General features: G+C 60.2%; 16 protein-coding genes. 11 read left to right on the plus strand and 5 right to left on the minus strand.

The window, feature by feature from the left end; translation table 11 throughout:
• The first annotated feature begins 32 nt into the window (after nucleotides 1–32).
• The 7 genes from hslO (at nucleotide 33) to AB5Z02_RS10805 (ending at nucleotide 7,053) form a co-directional block, all read left to right on the plus strand.
• Complete coding sequence (hslO, locus tag AB5Z02_RS10775; protein ID WP_005340140.1) at nucleotides 33–917, plus strand: Hsp33 family molecular chaperone HslO; 885 nt, start codon at nucleotides 33–35, stop codon at nucleotides 915–917.
• A gap of 149 nt (nucleotides 918–1,066) precedes the next feature.
• Entirely contained in the window at nucleotides 1,067–2,692 is a 1,626-nt protein-coding gene (gene pckA, locus AB5Z02_RS10780; protein ID WP_005340139.1) for a phosphoenolpyruvate carboxykinase (ATP), read from the plus strand.
• A gap of 193 nt (nucleotides 2,693–2,885) precedes the next feature.
• Nucleotides 2,886–3,551, plus strand: coding sequence for a GntR family transcriptional regulator (locus tag AB5Z02_RS10785; protein ID WP_005340138.1), 666 nt, complete (start codon nucleotides 2,886–2,888; stop codon nucleotides 3,549–3,551).
• Nucleotides 3,552–3,584: 33 nt separating this feature from the next.
• Entirely contained in the window at nucleotides 3,585–5,387 is a 1,803-nt protein-coding gene (locus tag AB5Z02_RS10790) for an aminopeptidase P family protein (protein ID WP_201948143.1), read from the plus strand.
• 87 nt (nucleotides 5,388–5,474) lie between these two features.
• A complete protein-coding gene (locus AB5Z02_RS10795; RefSeq protein WP_005356534.1) occupies nucleotides 5,475–5,879 on the plus strand; it encodes a nitrous oxide-stimulated promoter family protein in 405 nt (134 codons plus the stop codon).
• Nucleotides 5,880–5,990: 111 nt separating this feature from the next.
• Entirely contained in the window at nucleotides 5,991–6,488 is a 498-nt protein-coding gene (locus tag AB5Z02_RS10800; RefSeq protein WP_005340127.1) for a GNAT family N-acetyltransferase, read from the plus strand.
• A 97-nt stretch (nucleotides 6,489–6,585) separates the two neighbouring features.
• Complete coding sequence (locus tag AB5Z02_RS10805; RefSeq protein WP_005340126.1) at nucleotides 6,586–7,053, plus strand: glycine zipper 2TM domain-containing protein; 468 nt, start codon at nucleotides 6,586–6,588, stop codon at nucleotides 7,051–7,053.
• Between the two features lie 70 nt (nucleotides 7,054–7,123).
• Here the strand turns inward: AB5Z02_RS10805 and amt are convergent, their stop codons facing one another.
• Entirely contained in the window at nucleotides 7,124–8,551 is a 1,428-nt protein-coding gene (gene amt, locus AB5Z02_RS10810; RefSeq protein ID WP_128834301.1) for an ammonium transporter, read from the minus strand.
• Nucleotides 8,552–9,056: 505 nt separating this feature from the next.
• Here amt and AB5Z02_RS10815 point away from each other — a divergent pair.
• Entirely contained in the window at nucleotides 9,057–9,980 is a 924-nt protein-coding gene (locus AB5Z02_RS10815; RefSeq protein WP_103252254.1) for a GGDEF domain-containing protein, read from the plus strand.
• A 90-nt stretch (nucleotides 9,981–10,070) separates the two neighbouring features.
• Here AB5Z02_RS10815 and AB5Z02_RS10820 read toward each other — a convergent pair whose 3' ends face one another.
• Nucleotides 10,071–10,694, minus strand: coding sequence for an outer membrane beta-barrel protein (locus tag AB5Z02_RS10820; RefSeq protein WP_368216041.1), 624 nt, complete (start codon nucleotides 10,692–10,694; stop codon nucleotides 10,071–10,073).
• A gap of 251 nt (nucleotides 10,695–10,945) precedes the next feature.
• Between AB5Z02_RS10820 and AB5Z02_RS10825 the strand changes: the two genes are divergently transcribed.
• The gene (locus AB5Z02_RS10825; protein ID WP_064341822.1) at nucleotides 10,946–11,584 is read left to right on the plus strand and encodes an exopolysaccharide biosynthesis protein; all 639 of its coding nucleotides are present in this window, start codon (nucleotides 10,946–10,948) and stop codon (nucleotides 11,582–11,584) included.
• A gap of 66 nt (nucleotides 11,585–11,650) precedes the next feature.
• Here the strand turns inward: AB5Z02_RS10825 and AB5Z02_RS10830 are convergent, their stop codons facing one another.
• Both AB5Z02_RS10830 and AB5Z02_RS10835 read right to left on the minus strand, forming a co-directional pair.
• The gene (locus tag AB5Z02_RS10830) at nucleotides 11,651–12,925 is read right to left on the minus strand and encodes an amino acid permease (RefSeq protein WP_005340121.1); all 1,275 of its coding nucleotides are present in this window, start codon (nucleotides 12,923–12,925) and stop codon (nucleotides 11,651–11,653) included.
• 471 nt (nucleotides 12,926–13,396) lie between these two features.
• On the minus strand, nucleotides 13,397–14,287 hold the full coding sequence (locus AB5Z02_RS10835; RefSeq protein ID WP_368215989.1) for a diguanylate cyclase: 891 nt from the start codon (nucleotides 14,285–14,287) through the stop codon (nucleotides 13,397–13,399).
• A 349-nt stretch (nucleotides 14,288–14,636) separates the two neighbouring features.
• Between AB5Z02_RS10835 and AB5Z02_RS10840 the strand changes: the two genes are divergently transcribed.
• On the plus strand, nucleotides 14,637–14,954 hold the full coding sequence (locus AB5Z02_RS10840; protein ID WP_120416042.1) for a hypothetical protein: 318 nt from the start codon (nucleotides 14,637–14,639) through the stop codon (nucleotides 14,952–14,954).
• 23 nt (nucleotides 14,955–14,977) lie between these two features.
• Nucleotides 14,978–15,613, plus strand: coding sequence for a Vat family streptogramin A O-acetyltransferase (locus AB5Z02_RS10845; RefSeq protein WP_042079715.1), 636 nt, complete (start codon nucleotides 14,978–14,980; stop codon nucleotides 15,611–15,613).
• Nucleotides 15,614–15,718: 105 nt separating this feature from the next.
• Here AB5Z02_RS10845 and ppc read toward each other — a convergent pair whose 3' ends face one another.
• A complete protein-coding gene (ppc, locus tag AB5Z02_RS10850; protein ID WP_368215990.1) occupies nucleotides 15,719–18,352 on the minus strand; it encodes a phosphoenolpyruvate carboxylase in 2,634 nt (877 codons plus the stop codon).
• Between the last annotated feature and the right edge of the window lie 123 nt (nucleotides 18,353–18,475).

The following is an 18,475-nucleotide window of genomic DNA, read 5'->3' on the forward strand; positions in this document are numbered from 1 at the left end:
GATTTACCTCACCGAAAAGCTAGGAATACATGATGAGCAACCAAGATCTGCTGTATCGCTATCTGTTTGAAGAGTACGAAGTGCGTGGCGAGCTGGTCCAGCTGGATCACACCTACCGCCATGTGGTGGAAGCCCAGAACTACCCGGTGCAGGTGCAAAAACTGCTGGGCGAGCTGCTGGTCGCCACCAGCCTGCTGACCGCCACCCTCAAGTTTGAAGGCTCCATCACAGTGCAGCTGCAGGGCGATGGCCCGGTGCGTCTGGCCGTGATCAACGGTGACAACAACCAGCAGCTGCGCGGCGTCGCCCGCTATGAAGGCGAGCTGCCGAGCGATGGCAAGCTGCAGAGCCTGATCGGCAACGGCCAGCTGATCATCACCATCACCCCGGAGCAGGGCGAGCGCTATCAGGGCATCATCGCGCTGGACGCCGATACTCTGGCGGGTTGCCTGGAGCACTACTTCGCCCGCTCCGAACAGCTGGCGACCAAGCTGTGGATCCGCACCGGTTACCACGAAGGCGCGCCGCGTGCCGCGGGTATCATGCTGCAAGAGCTGCCCGCCCAGAGCGAGGATCACAGCAACGACTTCGATCACCTGACCCAGCTCACCAGCACCATCAAGGATGAAGAGCTGTTCGGCCTGCAGGCAGAAGAGATCCTCTACCGTCTCTACCATCAGGACAAGGTGCGGGTATTCGATCCGCAGGCGGTCGAGTTCCGCTGCACCTGCTCCCGCGAGCGCTGCGAAGGGGCCCTGTTGCAGATAGAAAAGGAAGAGGTGATGGAGATGGTGCAGGAGCTCGGCAAGATCGACATGCACTGTGATTATTGCGGCGCCCAGTACCAATTTAATGGGATCGATGTCGAAACCCTGTTCAGCAGGGCTCCCGGCAATGATGCAAACCAGTTACACTAATTAAAGGCGGGCAAAACCCGCCTTTAACTTTAATAACAAAAAAATACCCTATTTTATAAAGTTTGATGGCGATCGCTAAACTCTACCACCTAAGTGATAGGATGACCGTCAGATAGAACCCTACCAACCTCTGAACCCAGGAGAATACAATGACAATCGTGGCAGAACCCACCCTGGCCCAACAATTAGGACTGGACCAGTACGGCATCAAAAACAGCCAAGAAATCGTTCGCAACCCCTCTTACGAGCAGCTTTTCGCGGAAGAGACACGCCCTGACCTGGAAGGGTTCGAGCGCGGTGTGGTGACCGAGCTGGGCGCCGTCAACGTAAACACCGGTATCTTCACCGGTCGCTCCCCGAAAGATAAATATATCGTCAAAGATGCCACTACCCAGGATACTGTGTGGTGGTCTGACCAGGGTAAAAACGATAACAAAGCCATTACCCCGGAAGTGTGGTCACATCTGAAAGGGCTGGTCACCAAACAGCTCTCCGGCAAGCGCCTGTTTGTGGTCGACGGTTTCTGCGGTGCCAACCCGGATACCCGCCTGGCCGTGCGCATCATCACCGAGGTGGCCTGGCAGGCACACTTCGTGAAAAACATGTTCATCCGTCCGAGCGATGAAGAGCTGAAAACCTTCAAGCCTGACTTCGTGGTGATGAACGGTGCCAAGTGCACCAACCCGAACTGGAAGGAGCAGGGTCTCAACTCCGAGAACTTTGTTGCCTTCAACATGACCGAGAAGATGCAGCTCATCGGTGGCACTTGGTACGGTGGCGAGATGAAGAAGGGCATGTTCTCCATGATGAACTACTTCCTGCCCCTGCGCGGCATTGCCTCCATGCACTGCTCCGCCAACGTGGGTCAGGACGGCGACGTTGCCATCTTCTTCGGCCTCTCCGGCACCGGCAAGACCACCCTCTCCACCGATCCCAAGCGTCAGCTGATCGGTGATGACGAGCACGGCTGGGATGACCACGGTGTGTTCAACTTCGAAGGGGGCTGCTACGCCAAGACCATCAAGCTCTCCGAAGAGGCCGAGCCGGACATCTACCACGCCATCCGTCGCGATGCGCTGCTGGAGAACGTGACCGTTGCTGCCGATGGCACCATCGACTTTGATGATGGCTCCAAGACCGAGAACACCCGCGTCTCTTACCCCATCTATCACATCGACAACATCGTCAAGCCGGTCTCCAAGGCAGGTCACGCCACCAAGGTGATCTTCCTGACTGCCGACGCTTTCGGCGTGCTGCCTCCGGTCTCCAAACTGACCAAGGAGCAGACCAAGTACCACTTCCTGTCTGGCTTCACCGCCAAACTGGCCGGTACCGAGCGCGGCATCACAGAGCCGACTCCGACCTTCTCCTCCTGCTTCGGCGCAGCCTTCCTCTCCCTGCACCCGACCAAGTACGGTCAGGAGCTGGTGAAACGGATGGAAGCGGCAGGTGCAGAAGCCTATCTGGTCAACACCGGCTGGAACGGCACCGGCAAGCGCATCTCCATCAAGGATACCCGCGCCATCATCGATGCCATCCTGGATGGCTCCATCGAGAAGGCCGAGACCAAGGTGCTGCCGATCTTCAATCTGGAGATCCCGACCGCGCTGCACGATGTGAACCCGGCGATCCTCGACCCGCGCGACACTTACGCCGACAAGGCCGAGTGGGATGCCAAGGCCGTAGATCTGGCAGGGCGTTTCATCAAGAACTTCGAGCGCTTCACCGATAACGATGAAGGCAAACGTCTGGTTGCGGCAGGCCCGCAGCTGTAACAGGCTCGCTTCGTATCAGTGACATCATGCCGGTCAGCCACGCTGACCGGCATTTTTGTTTTTGTGGAGCCCCGAACGCCGCCATCGCTCCCGTTAAAGGGGCCAAAACCTTGCCTTTGCCTGTTGTGACAGGTTAGATTCAGCCAAACTTTATACAATATACAATTCTGTAACGCCCAATCGTGACCCGACCATGACCCCACCCTACAAGACCCGAACCCAGATGGTGATGGAAAACCTCCGTGGCCGGATCCTCCGTGGGGAGTTCCCCGCTGGCGCCCCCTTGCGTCAGGATGCCATTGCCAAAGAGCTGGCCGTGAGCCGCATTCCGGTGCGCGAAGCCCTGATGCAGCTGGAAGCGCAGGGGCTGGTGAAGTTCGAAGCCCATCGCGGCGCCGTGGTCACCATGCTGGACGCCTCGGCCATCGAAGAGCTCTTTTATTTGCGAGCGCTGCTGGAAGCCGATACCCTGTTTCACGCCGTCGACAAGATGACGGAAGCCACCTTCGCACAAGCGGAGGCGATCCTCGCCCAGTTTGATCACGCCCTGGAGTCAGGCACCCAGATTGAACATTGGGCCGAGTTGAACCACAGCTTTCACGCCACCCTCTATCAGGCAGCCGGTCGCCCCCAGGCACTTGAACTGATCGCCCAGATCAATCTGAGCTGTGACCGCTATGTCCGCTTCGAGCTGCTGTTTGCCAGCGACGGCGTGGACAAGGCGGAGCGTGAACACGCCCAATTGCTGGAACTGTGCCGCGCCCGGCGCAAGCACGAGGCGGTGGTGCTGCTCAGGCAGCATATCGAAGCAGCGGGTCAGTCGATCAAGCGGATCCTGGCCAGCGGCCATAAAAACTGAACACTCATATAGCAACCATCTGGCACTAACGACATGAATAATTTCGAGATAATTGAAACCCGCGTCGCCCAAGTCAGGGCCGAGCTGGCCATGCAGGAGTTGGACGCCTTTATCGTCCCCCACGATGATGAGCACCTCGGCGAGTACATCCCCGCCTATGCCGAGCGGCTTGACTGGATCACCGGTTTCAACGGCTCTGCCGGCGTCGCCATCATCATGGCCCAGCGAGCAGCCCTCTTTGTCGATGGTCGCTATACGGTGCAAGCGCGGATGCAAACCCCCGCCGAACTGTTCGAATTCCTCCACCTCATTGAAAATCCCCATGTGCAGTGGCTGGCCGAGCAGCTGCCGTCAGGCTCCCGGGTTGGCTTCGATGCCCGTCTGCACAGCCTGACCTGGTACAAGAATGCCAAAGCCGTGCTGGCCGATCGCGGTATCGAGCTGATCCGCGTCGAGCAGAACCCCATCGACCTGAACTGGAGCGATCGCCCGGAGCCGACCAAGAGCCCGGTCATCCTCTACAGCGAGGAGCTGGCGGGCCAGTCCAGCCAGTCCAAACGTGAACAGCTGGCGGCCGACCTGCGCAAACGCGGGCTGGATGCGGTGCTGCTGACCCAGGCCGAGCCCATCAACTGGCTGCTCAACCTGCGCGGCCGCGATATCGACCGGCTGCCGGTGGTGCTGGGCTTTGCCGTGCTCTACGCCAACACCAGCATGGATTTCTTCGTCGATACCGACAAAATTGACTGCTTCGCCTTCACCCAACACGTGGGGCAGGATGTCTCCGTCTACCCCATCGACAAGCTGGGCGACGTGTTGCAGCGCATCGGTGAAGATCAGCAGAAGGTGCTGGCCGATCCGGACAGCGCCAACGCCTGGACCCAGCTCGTCATGGAAGAGGCGGGTGCCATTCTGGTAGCAGGACAAGACCCCACCATGCTGCCGAAAGCGTGCAAAAACGAGATCGAGCTGACCGGTATGCGTGCCGCTCACCTGCGCGATGGCGTGGCCATGACCCGCTTCCTCGCCTGGCTGGATCGGCTGGTCGCCTCCGGCGAGTTCGAGGGGGTGGATGAAGGCACCCTGGCCGATCAGGTTGAAGCGTTCCGCCGCGAGCAGGAGCACTACGTCGAGCCGAGCTTCGATACCATCTCCGCGCTCGGCCCCAACGCCGCCATGTGCCACTACCACCACACCAACGGCACCCCGCGCGCGTTTGGCCAGGACAGCCTCTATCTGCTGGACTCCGGCGCCCAGTATATGGATGGCACCACCGACATCACACGCACCATCAAGGTGGGTGAGGTGAGCGAAGAGCAAAAGGCGATGTTTACCCGGGTACTGCAGGGCCATATCGCGCTGGATCAGGCCCGCTTCCCCCGTGGCACCGCCGGTATCCAGCTCGACGTGCTGGCCCGCATGCCGCTGTGGCAGGCCGGTTACAACTATGACCACGGCACTGGCCACGGCGTCGGCCACTTCCTGAGCGTCCACGAAGGGCCCCAGCGCATCGCCCCGAAAGGGAGCATGGTTGCCCTGCAACCGGGCATGGTGCTCTCCAACGAGCCGGGCTACTACCGTGAAGATGGCTTCGGCATCCGTTGCGAAAACCTGGTAGTGGTGACCGAGCTGGAACAGGTTGGCGAGCTGCCCATGCTGGGCTTCGAGCGCCTGACCTACGTGCCATTCGATACCCGCCTGATCGACCGCAGCCTGCTGAGCCCGGCCGAATTCCGCTGGATCAACGAATACCATGTCGAGGTGTTCCGCCGCCTGAGCCCACTGCTCGAGGGCGAGGATCTCGCCTGGCTGGAGCAGGCAACCAGCCTCATCTGATGACACAGGGCCTGCGGGCCCTGTTTTTTATCCCCCCTTTTGACCTGTATCAACACCCAAAGCGAGCAGGTCAGGAGAATGGCGGCCATGAAAAGTCATCATGCCAGCCCAGCCCGGGGCTCACACGCCGCAGCCAGCAAAAAGGCGAGTGACCATCCCAGACTCATGCGCGAGCAGCAGACGGTCAGCGCCATGATCCGCCTCTACTGCCAGCACCATCATCAGGATCCCCATTGCCGCCACTGTCGCCAGTTGCGGGATTTCGCCCATCAGCGCCTTCGTCGCTGCCGTTATGGCCACGGCCACAAACCCACCTGCGCCAACTGCAATATCCACTGTTACGCACCGGCGATGCGCAAACAGATCCAGCAGGTGATGAAGTGGAGCGGCCCGCGCATGTTGCTGCGCCACCCCTGGCTCACCCTCCGCCATCTGCTCGACGGCTTGCGCAAAGCGCCCAAACTGCCCCAGAGCCGCCCCCTGCCGCCATAGCCGCCAATCCCTTGCATCCGGCAGGGGATGACCACTACCCTATGACTCCTTTTTTGCCGTTGACCCCAAGGTCAGCGGCGTTGCCGATCCTTTGCTGCCGATGGAGTCCTGATGCACCACAACCCGCCCCTGCTACGCACCGCTACCCACAATGACATGCACGCCATCTGGCAGATCGATGCCAAGGTGTTTGGCGAAGATGTCTATCCCGCCTTCTTCTTCCGTCAGGCGATGGATTTGTGGCCCGAGTTGTTGCTGGTGGCCGAATACGAGGGGCAGCTGGTGGGGTATGTGCTGGGGGGATTTGGTCAGGAGCGGTCGCAAGGCTGGGTGCTCTCGCTGGCGGTACTGCCCGAGGCTCGCGGTTTTGGTCTGGCCGAGCGAATGATGCGCCAGATGGAGGCCAACCAGCAGGCGCTGCAGATCAGCGAACTGCGGCTCACGGTCGATCCGGCCAATCCGGCCCAGCGCCTCTACTACCGGCTCGGTTACACATTGCAGGCAGAAGTAGCCGACTATTTCGGCCCCGGAGAAGACCGTCTGCTGCTGGTTAAAACCCTCTCCGGTACAGCTGCGATTCAAGGACAAAACCGGTTACAGAACGCATAATTGGTTACATTTTGCCGATTTCATGTGTGACGGGGTTGGAGTAAAGTTCACTCATCAACCGGATTGTTCAAATTACGTGCAGCCCAGGAGGCCCACCATGTTGAAGCGTATGACCCTTATTGCCCTGCTGGCAGCGACCACCATCACCGGATGCGCCAACAGTGACGTTTACTCTGGCGATGTTTACACCAAAGACCGCGCCAAACAGGTACAGACCGTCAGCTACGGCACCATCATCTCCACCCGCCCGGTGAAGATCCAGGCCGATGAGAACTCCCTGATTGGCACCATTGGCGGCGCCGTAGTCGGTGGCCTGCTGGGCAGCACTGTGGGTGGCGGCACCGGACGCGACATCGCAGCCGCAGGCGGCGCCATCGCCGGTGCAGCGGCAGGCAACGCCATCGGCAACAAGATGAATCAGGTCGACGGCGTCGAGCTGGAGATCAAGAAAGAGAACGGCGAAGCCATCGTGGTCGTGCAGAAAGCCAGCCCCACCTTCACCCCGGGCGCCCGTGTACGCATGACCCAGGGCAATGGCAGCATCAACGTGGCCGTCGTGAACTAAAAGCGCCACCGCGCTTGCACCATAAAAAAACCGCCGGTTCCGGCGGTTTTTTGTTGTCTGACGTTCGGGATTACATGCTGTAGGCCTTCTCGCCGTGCGTGGTCACATCCAGCCCTTCCCGCTCGGCATCGCCGTTCACCCGCAGACCCACCAGCATGTCGACCGCCTTGAAGGCAATCGCCGCCACGGCACCGGACCAGAGCAGGGTGACACCGACCCCGATGGCCTGGATCTTCACCTGAGTCAGAATGGAGTAACCCTCGGCAACCTGATTGGTGACATAGTCCCACACCCCGGTGCCGCCCAGATCCGGGCTGGCAAAAACGCCGGTCAGCAGGGCACCGAGAATGCCGCACACCCCGTGTACGCCAAACACGTCCAGACTGTCATCGGCCCCCAACATGCGCTTGAGACCGTGGACACCCCACAGACCCGCCACGCCACTGATAAGGCCCATCACCAGACCACCGCCCACACCGACGAAACCGGCTGCCGGGGTGATCACCACCAGACCGGACACCGCACCGGATGCCGCACCCAGCAGGGAGGGACGTCCCTTCATCACCCACTCGGCCAAGGTCCATGAGAGAGCTGCCGCAGCCGGCGCCACCCAGGTGTTGATAAAGGCAAGTGCGGCGATACCGTTGGCTTCCAGCGCGGAGCCCGCGTTGAAACCGAACCAGCCGAACCAGAGCAGGGAGGCGCCGATCATGGTCATGGTCAGGCTGTGGGGAGTCATGGGATCACGACCGTAGCCCAGACGCTTGCCCACCAGATAGGCACCCACCAGACCCGCCACGGCGGCGTTGATGTGCACCACTGTGCCGCCTGCAAAATCCAGCGCACCATGCTGGAACAGATAACCGGCAGTGGCGGTCGCTGTGGCAGCGGCCTCGGCGCTGGTATAGGCATCCGGACCCGCCCAATACCACACCATATGAGCCAGCGGGATATAGGCGAAGGTGAACCAGATCACCGAGAAGAGCAGCACGGCAGCAAACTTGATGCGCTCGGCAAACGCCCCCACGATAAGGCCGCAGGTGATGGCGGCAAAGGCCCCCTGGAACACCACATAGATCAGCTCGCTGATCCCGACACCCTTGCTGAAGGTGGCGGCGATGGAGTCAGGGGTCACCCCCTTGAGCAGCACCTTGCTGAAGGAGCCATAGAAATTGCCCCCCTCGGTAAAGGCCAGCGAATAGCCGTAGATCACCCAGAGCACGCAGATAAGGCAGAACAGGGTAAAGACCTGCATCAGCACGCTCAGCATGTTTTTGGCCCGCACCAGACCACCGTAGAAGAGGGCCAGACCGGGGATCGACATCAGGATCACCAGCGCCGCCGAGAGCAGCATCCAGGTGTTGTCACCCTTGTTGATTGTCATGGCGGCAACCGGAGCCACCGCCGCCTGTACCTGAGCGACCTCTTCGGCCCAACTTGGGGTAACCAGCAAGGCAGGCAACATCGTCAGACCCGCCATCATCCATTTTTTGACCATAGAGCACTCTCCTTCCCTGTCGTACCGGTACAAGACCGGCTCCGTTTCCCTGATTGAATCTGTGGCGAACCGCAAGGTGTTGCTGCAACCCGCCAGAATTACACCCGCGCCCGGCACGGGGATGTCTCTTGCCACTTCCTCATCACTGCGTCTGCCGCCGATGACCACAAGAGACCGTCTGACATGTAAAAAGCATAAAGCGGGCCACAAATTTAAATCCTTTTAAATCATCGCATTAGTAAGATCACGCATCATCAATGCACCAATTTGGCGCATGAGCTGCGCTAACCAGCCCAGGGTCGCCCTGTCACAGGGCAGGCGATACTTCACGCACCAGAAGTGCGCAAACCCTGAGCCAGCCCACAAGCTGACGTCATCGATATCGCGCGCTGCGGGCCCGCTCGTTTACACTGACAGACCAGCCGTTTCCTGTTATCCGACCACGGCATGCCATTACACAGCCCCTTGTTTGCAACCTGATGGCAGTCCCAATCCGAGGAACACCATGCAGTTCGATCGTCTCGACATCAGCCTCTCCCACTACCGTCACCTCGACCGGGAGCATCGCGCCCACATCGCGCTGCTGGGGATAGTGATGCTGGCCATCATGGCCCTTCATCTGTTGCTGCTGCCCCACTTCCCCTACGAGCGCTTTTACGCCGTCAGCTTTGGCTTCGAGGTGATCAACTGGCTCACCATGCTGTTCCTGTTCTGGGTGGTGCAGTGTGCCCACCTGCCCACCCACACCTACCGCATGCTCTCCTGCGGTCTGATGTTGTGGATCATGGGGGCCACCGCCGACATCATGGATGAGCTGGTGGCACAGCCACTCTGGCTCGCCATCTATGCCGAGGATTTGCTGCGCTCCAGCGGCATCCTGCTCAGCAGCATCGGTATCCTGAGCACCATGCACCACCTCTTCCACATCAATACCCAGCTCAGACAGCAGGCGCTGTTCGACGATCTGACCCGGCTGCCAAACCGGCGCTACTTTCATCAGCAGCTGTTTCTGGAACAAGGGATTTGCCACGCCCTCATCCTGCTGGATCTGGATCACTTCAAGCTGATCAATGACAACTACGGCCATGATATCGGGGATCGGGTGTTGCAGCAGTTTGGCGAGCTGTTGCAACAGCACTGCCCGCCCGGTGCGCTGGCGGCCCGTGTCGGGGGTGAAGAGTTTGCCCTGCTGCTGCCCGTCGCCCACGAAGCCGAGCTGCAGCAACTGGCCAACACCCTGCTCACTGCGACCCGCACCATAGCCCCCGACCCGGCCCATACCATGACGGTCAGTCTGGGAGTGGGGATCCGCGAGCCCAAGGAACCGGCAGTCTCGCTGTTCAAGCGGGTGGATCAGGCGCTTTATGGCGCCAAGGAGGCGGGCAGAAACTGCGCGGTATGGGCGATGCCGACTAACAAGGAGGCATGAAGATCTGCAGGTTGATTGCCGATCACGGCGAAACATTGCTGCTGAAACAGGGGCCCAATGGCCCCTGTTTCATAGGGAAAATCCCCTCGCCTAAAAGCGGAAGGTAAGACCGATATTGGCCTGCCACTGGGTTACCAGCTCCCCGCGCACCTTGAACACGCACTGCTCCGGGTTGCAGAGAAACTGGTTGTTGTCGTTGACCAGCGAACCATAACCGCGCACCTCGGCCCGCAGGGCCAGATGCTCGGCGAGGCGCGGTTGCACCCCGAGCGCCAGCGACATGGAAGGGGTCACCTCGCTGTCGTAGGCGGCAAAGCGGGTCACCCCGATCCCGGCGCCGATGTAGGGCACCATCAGGTTGTCAGAGAGGGTCAGCGCACCGGCAAAGTGCAGGGTGTCCACCGTCAGGCGGTCAGGCTGGTCGGGAGAGAGGGTGGTGGACTGATGGCTGTAGAGCAGCTCAATCATGCCGGGATCATCCACCTCCTTGCTGATAAAGAAGCCCCAGCTGCCGGAGCCCTGCCCCTGCAGTGAAGCGAGCGAAGCCGAGACCGGCACCGGCTGCACCACCTCGTCACTCTTCTCGAAGTCGATGGCTGAGCTGTAGCCGAAAAATGGCGTCACCTGCCAACCGGATGTGGTCGCGGCCTCGCTACTCCAGGCCTGCCCCAGTGGCAGCAACAGCCCCATCATCACTATCCCGGCTCTCTTCATCATCATCCCCTGCTCCCTGTGTGATTGTGCAGAAAGCATACCAGAGGCGTCCTAGGCCCATCCTAAACGGCGGCTGTACCGGATCACTTTCATCGCGCGATGTCCCTCTCGCCAGAACCTCCGCCGAGCCGCCCCACTGGCACCCCTATGCCCCCCTGCCACCATTCATCGACGGTTAACCTCTGCCACGTATGCTGGCGCCAAATCGGGTCATCGGGGCCCGTTATCACTACTCAAAAGGACATCAGGGAATGGTTGCCGCGCAACTCAACGACCCCACAACTACCCTCGCGGATACCCTGCGGGCCACCGCGCACGCCATCGACGAGAGCCACATCAGCCTGCGCCAGATGCTCGCGCTGGTGGGCGAACAGGGCATGCTGCTGTTTTGCGTCCTGCTCACCGTCCCCTTCCTGCTGCCGGTCTCCATTCCCGGGGTCAGTACCCCGTTTGGCCTGCTGATCCTCTTTATCGGTATCGGCATCACCCTCAATCGGGTGCCCTGGCTGCCCGCCATGCTGATGGAGCGCCGCTTCGCCGCCGACCAGCTCAAGCCGACCCTGCACAAAGGGGCGGACCTGCTGGCCCGGGTCGATCGCGTTATCCGCCCGCGCCTGCTGGTTCTGACCGGCAGCAACACGGTCAACCGCTGCAACGGCCTGCTGATCATGCTGGCCGCCCTGCTGCTGATGCTGCCCCTGGGCGCCATCCCGTTCACCAACGCCATGCCCGCCTGGGCCATCCTGCTGCTGGCCACCGGCATGTTGCAGCGGGACGGTCTGTTCATTGCCAGCGGCTATCTGCTGGTAAGTGCAACCCTGGTCTGGTTCAGCGTGCTGGCCATCGGCTTGCTGATGGCGGGCCAGAGCGCCAGCGGCCTGCTCGGCTAACCCCGATGCACAGAAAAAGGGCGACCAAATGGTCGCCCTTTTTGATTTGTGCGGGATACCGCCCGGTCAAAGCAGATCGTAGATAAGGGCCGAGATGGCAAGCAGCCCCATCACCAACACAAAAAGGGTACTCGGCCCGCGATAACGTTTGAGTGCGGGCAAGCGATAGATGGAGCAGGCCGGCAGCAGAAACAGGATCACCGCGATCAGCGGGCCACTGACGCGCTCGATGATGTCGAGCACGTTGGGGTTCAGATAGGTGATGACGGCGGTCACCATAAACAGGATCACCGATGATACCCGGGCGATGGTCGACTCCTTGAGAGAGAGGCCCAGCCCCTGACAGGCACCGCTCACCATGCTCACCGTCCCCTCGCTCACCCCCATGGAGGTGCCGAGGAAGGATTTGGACATGGCCAGAATGGCGATGAGTGGCCCCACATAGGCGATCAGCGGGTTGGAAAACTTGTTCGCCAACGCCGACAGCACCGAGATATTGTCGGTGCGGGCCAGCGCCATCTCGGCCTGACTCAGACTCATCACGCAGCTCACCACGAAAAAGAGCACGCTGCCGCAAATCAGCATGCTACTGCACTTGATGATCCGCTTGGCGCGCAGGTCGGCACTCTCCTGGCAACGCTTTTTCTGCGCCGCGCTGAAGGAAGAAATAATGGGCGCATGGCTGAAGGAGAAGACCATCACCGGCACGATCAGCCAGAGGGATTTCCAGAACGCCGGATCACGCCAGTCCACCGCCTGACTCTCGCTGAAATAGGAGAGGCTCCACTGGGGCAGCAGATAGATGGAGAGGCCAATCAGAAAGGCGACCATCGGTAGCGCCAGCACGCTGATGGCCGACACCACGATCTGTTTGCCGGCCAGCAGCACCAGATGCAGGCCCAGCATCACCCCCAGCACCAGCAAGCCGCGCGGCAGCTCGGCATCCCCCAGCTGGTGAACAACGAAGCTCTGGATCGCATTGGTGATGGAGATGCTGTAGACCAGAATGATGGGGTAGAAGGCCATCAGATAGACCAGCATCAACAGCTTGCCCGCCTTGGCTCCGAAGTGCTCCTCCACCACATGGGTGATATCCCCCTCCTTGTGGGAGCTGGAGAGCACAAAGCGGCTCAATGCCCGGTGGGAATAATAAGAGAGCGGAAAAGCCAGCAATAAAATAAATAGCAAAATAACTGGGGAATTACTGCCAACAGTAATAGGGAGAAATAACGTACCGGCACCGACAGCAGTGGCATATAGGCCCATGGTCCATACCGAATCGCTTTTCTCCCATTTCAATTTTGAAACAGGGTTACTCTTTTCAGCAATAGAAACACTCATTGCAATATATACCTTATTAATCTGTCATCATTATTTTTATTGGCCCGAATAACAGGCTGGAGATATGTCGTTGCATATCGCCATGCACATGAAAAAACAACGCCGCCAGCGGCCAACAGGGCCACCGGAGAGAAACGGAGCTGCCACGCTACCATCGTTGAAATCGCAATCCGGGTCAAGGTTAATAATTCATGACCGTTTGAATCGGAATGTTTCAAAAGACAACAGGATGTATCACATTCGTCACCCAAAACCCGATTCAAACCTGTTTGATAACATACCGATAAAACCTCATGCTGTTGCCCAACAACATAAATAAGACCAGCGATCAGGCCGATAATATTAACACCTTAAGCTGTGGAATATGAGTTAAATAATACGGCCAACTTTTCTACTAATTGACAGTGATGTCAGCCAATTTATTCAGGGTAAAAGCGCAGGCTATTTCCAACAGCGACCGGAGCGGCACTTTCAACCTGCCGGGCAGTGCGCCACCCGGTTGCGGCCTGCCCGCTTGGCCCGATAGAGCCACTCGTCGGCCCGAGCCAGCGCCTGATTGATCTCCTCCTCCGGCTGCACCAGGGTTGTGCCCAGACTGACCGTGATGGCGACCGGATCGGCAGGCAGCGCTTCGACGGCGGCACGGATCTGCTCCGCCATCTGCAGCAAACCGGCTTCATCGATCCGCGGCAGCAGGATCAGAAACTCCTCGCCACCGCTGCGCACAAAGAGGTCGTCCGCCCGCAACAGGGCATCGATACAACTACTGAAGCGCTGCAAGGCCCGATCTCCCTGCTGATGGCCGTAGTGATCGTTGATCTGCTTGAAGTGATCGATGTCGAGCATGATAAGACCACAGGGGGCCTCCCCTGCCCGCAACGGCTGGCAGTGCTCAAAGAAGAACCGGCGGTTGTAGAGGCCGGTCAGCTGGTCGGTTTCACTCTGGCGCAGCAGTCGCTGCTGCAACTCGTACTGGCGGGTGATATTGCGGGTCACCCAGGCCACTGCCCGCTTGCCGTCATAGAGGGAGGGCAGCGGCGCAATCTTGCCCTCGAAACGCTGTATCCCTTGCGGCCCGACGGCAGCATTGATCCCCCCCACTTCGACGGCGGAGAGCTCATACTCCACCACCCGCACCTGACCGTTTGCCAGCGACTCGGCCACCTGCGCCTTGACCCACATGGCCATCTCGGGTGGCAGCACATCGGCCAGCTGCTTGCCCGCCAGCGGATTGCCGTCGTGATAGGATTGCTGCTCCATGCCGCCGATATATTCCACGTAATAGCCATCTTCACTGAGGATAAAGACGGGATCTGGCAGCTGGGCCATCACTTCATAAAGCTGGGTTACCGAAAGCGCCACGGAGACTCCTGTACTTCAACGTCAAACAGGGGGGAGATATTCTGCCTCAAGAGGACTCACTCGCCCTCATCGGCAGAACAGAAAAATCTGCGGCCACAGCCAACAATCCTTTACATCTAGCAGCCTGCCAGCCTCTCGGCCACCACCGGTGACCAGCGCGTTGCTACTCCCGCCACTGCGCTCGCTCACAGTGGCGAAAGCCCCCTCACCCGGTCACGCATATCCCATTGTTTCAACTCACAAGTTCATTTACGCTGGCCGTCCTGAGTCCAGTTTTCACCTCATCAGCCATCAGGAACGCCAGCCACCCGCAACCGCAGGGGCTGTACCACGGAAAAGGAATCGCCAGATGAAAAACGCCATCGTCAAAGCCCGTTTCGAGGCGGTCAGCCTTGAAGGGGAACAGCTCACCCTCAAGATCGCCATCAAGGCCCCCGAGCCGGATCCCAAGTCCGCCAGCGGTGACTGGCGCTGCAAGGTGAAGCTGGCGGGGCTGAGCGACAAGACCTTTATCTACGGCATCGACAGCCTGCAGGCCCTGAGCCTCGCCATCAAGTTTGTCGAAACCGAACTGCGCGCCTTCTCCGATGCCGGCTGGCAGTTCTATCTGCCCAATTGCCCCGATCACCCCATCGACATGAGCGCCTGCTACTTCCCGGCGCTCTAGCCCGGCCAATCCAAGGAGACCAGATGCACGGACCCGATCCCGCCAATCCCCATCCCATGAACGGCTTCCCCCAAGTGTGCTTTATCAAGAACACTATCAAGGGGCCCAATATCGAGGTGGGTGACTACACCTATTACGACGACCCGGAGGATTCGGCGGGCTTCGAGCGCAACGTCCTCTACCACTTCCCCTTCATCGGCGACAAGCTCATCATCGGCAAGTTCTGCGCCATCGCCCGCGGGGTGAAGTTCATCATGAATGGCGCCAACCACCAGACCTCCGGCTTCTCCACCTACCCCTTCTTTATCTTCGGCAACGGCTGGGAGAGCGCCGCCCCCGCCCCGGGCAGCCTCCCCTACAAGGGCGATACCGTCATCGGCAACGATGTCTGGATTGGCTATGACGCCCTGATCATGCCGGGAGTAAAAGTCGGCAACGGAGCCATCATCGCCGCCCGCTCCGTGGTCACCGGCGACGTGCCCGCCTATGCCGTGGTCGGCGGCAATCCCGCCAAGGTGATCCGCTACCGCTTCGACGACGACACCATCGCCCGTCTCAACGCCATCGCCTGGTGGGACTGGCCGGTGGAGCAGATCAGCCGCAATCTGCCGCTTATCAGCGGCGGTGAGATAGCCGCGCTGGAAGCGGCAACCCCATAGAGACAACCTGTAAACCAAGCTAGATCGTAGAAACAACAAAGGGCGCCTTGTCGGCGCCCTTTGGCTTGATGGATATTGCTGAAGCCTGCTGGCCTGGACTGGTAATCAACCCGTATTACGCATACCTGCGGCAATACCGGCGATGGTGACCATCAGCGCCTTGTCCAGCTCGGGGTGCAGGGTCTCCGGGTGGTTGCGGGAGCGGTTGAGCAGCTCGGCCTGCAGCACGTTGAGCGGGTCTGTGTAGGGGTTGCGCAGCTTGATGGACTCCTTGATCCAGGGCTGATCCTCCAGCAGATCCCCGCGCGGGCTCAGTTTCAGTACCACCTCGATGGACTCGGCGAGCTCCTGACGCAGTTGTTTGCCAAGGCCCCACAGCTCCTGCGGCACCAGACGGGTGTCGTAGTATTCGGCAAGCCAGACATCAGCTTTGAGGAACACCATCTCCAGCATCTCGAGGCGAGTGCGGAAGAAGGGCCACTGGGCGCTCATCTCTTCCAGCACCGCCAGCTTGCCGCCGTCGATGGCCTGCTGCAGCGCCTTGTGGGCACCGAGCCAGGCCGGCAGCATCAGACGGTTCTGGGTCCAGGCGAAGATCCATGGAATGGCGCGCAGGCTCTCGACGCCGCCGTTGGGCTTGCGCTTGGAGGGACGGGAGCCGAGCGGCAGCTTGCCCAGCTCCATCTCCGGGGTGGCGGCACGGAAATAAGGGACGAAGTCCGGATGACCGCGCACGATACTGCGGTAGTGATCGCAGGAGTCGGCGGCCAGCTGTTCCATCACCTCGCGCCAGCACTCTTTCGGCTTGGGCGGTGGCAGCAGGTTCCCTTCCAGCACGGCGCTGGTGTAGAGCTCCAGACTCTTGATCGCCACTTTCGGCAGACCGAACTTGAAGCGGATCATCTCCCCCTGTTCGGTGGTACGCAAACCGCCGCGCAGGGATCCCGGCGGCTGGGAGAGGATCGCCTGATGGGCAGGGGCACCACCACGACCGACGGTACCGCCACGGCCATGGAACAGGGTGAGGCGAATATTGTTGGCTTCGGCAAGTCCCACCAGGGATTCCATGGCGGCGTACTGGGCCCAGCCTGCGGCCATCATGCCCGCATCCTTGGCAGAGTCGGAGTAACCGATCATCACGTACTGACGGCCCTGAATGTAGCCGCGATACCAGTCCACCGAGAGCAGACGCTCCATTACGGCGGTGCCTGCCATCAGGTCATCCTGGGTTTCAAACAGCGGGGCAACCGGCATGCGGAACTTGCAACCCGCCTCTTTGAGCAGCAGTTGCACCGACAGCACGTCGGACGGTGCACCGGCCATGGAGATGATGTAGATACCGAACGCATCGGGGTCGTGCTCGGCGATAACCTGACAGGTATCCAGCGTCTCGCGCACCTCGGCGCTCGGCTCCCAGTCGTGAGGAATGAGCGGACGGCGGGAGTTCAGTTCGTTGAGCAGGAATGCCTGCTTGTCATCTTCGCTCCACTCGGCGTAGTCACCCAGACCCAGATAGCGGGTCAGCTCGGAGAAGACCAGCCCGTGGCGCTCACCATCCTGACGGATATCGAGCTTGACCAGATGGATGCCGAAACAGGCGACCTTGCGCAGCACGTCCAGCAGCATGCCATCGGCGATGTTGCCCATGCCGCAGGCGTGCAATGAGTGGTAGCAGAGCTCCAGCGGCTCGCGCAGCTGGGCGGTGGTCTTGACCAGATCCTGGCTCTCGCTCGCCTGGCCCTGCACCTTGGCGGTGAGATGCTCCTTGGTTTCGCGCAGCGCTTCACGCAGCTCGCGCACCAGCGCACGGTAGGGCTCGGGGTGATCGCCAACGCGAGCGCGCACGGCGTCGGTACAGTCGGACATGGAGAGCTCGGAGGTGAGCTCCTTGATGTCTTTATAGAACAGGCTCACCGCCATCCAGCGGCCCAGCTCCAGTACTTCGGCAGTCACCTTGGCGGTGACGAAGGGGTTGCCGTCTCGGTCACCGCCCATCCAGGAGGTGAACTTGACCGGCGCGGCATCCAGCGGCAGCCGCACACCCAGATGGTGTTGCAAACGCTCGTCCAGATTGCGCATGAATTCTGGGATGGCAGGCCACAGGCTGTTCTCCACCACGGCGAAGCCCCACTTGGCCTCGTCGACCGGTGTCGGGCGCTGTTCGCGGATCTCGTTGGTGTGCCACGCCTGATTGATGAGCTGCTCGATGCGATTGAGGATCTTGTCCCGCTCGCGGGGCAGCAGGTCGGAGAGCTCCAGCGCCTCGAGGCAGTCGTTGAGCTGCACGTGCTTGTGGATCAGGGTGCGGCGGGTCACCTCGGTGGGGTGAGCGGTCAGCACCAGATCGATATCCAGCTCGCGCACGGCCGCAATGATGGCCTCTTGCGACAGGTTGGAGGCTTTCAGCTTGTCGAACGTCTGCTCCAGCGGATCCGGGGTGCAGACCTGCTCTTCGCAGCGACGGGAGATGGTGTGGAACTGTTCCGCTACGTTGGCCAGATTGAGGAACTGGCTGAAGGCGCGGGCCACCGGCAGCAGTTCATCATCGCTCAGGGTGCGCAGGGTATCGAGCAGACGTTCCCGGTCTGATTCATTGCCCTTGCGGGAGGACTTGGCCAATTGGCGAATGGTTTCGATCTTGTCGAGAAAGGCCTGACCCTGATGATCCTTGATGGATTTACCCAGCAGCTGACCCAGCATACCTACGTTGGCGCGTAGTGCGGCGTACTTTTCGTTCATTCCACATCCTTATCTTGTTGGTGCCTGACACCCATCCGGGGTGCTAGACGACCTCACTTATTGTTGTGCGATTACAACATATGCTCCGTCATCTTAGGGTGACAATCTACCCAGATTGTCTGC

The organism is Aeromonas sp. R2-3, assembly GCF_040908375.1.
Taxonomy (GTDB): Bacteria; Pseudomonadota; Gammaproteobacteria; order Enterobacterales; family Aeromonadaceae; genus Aeromonas; species Aeromonas veronii.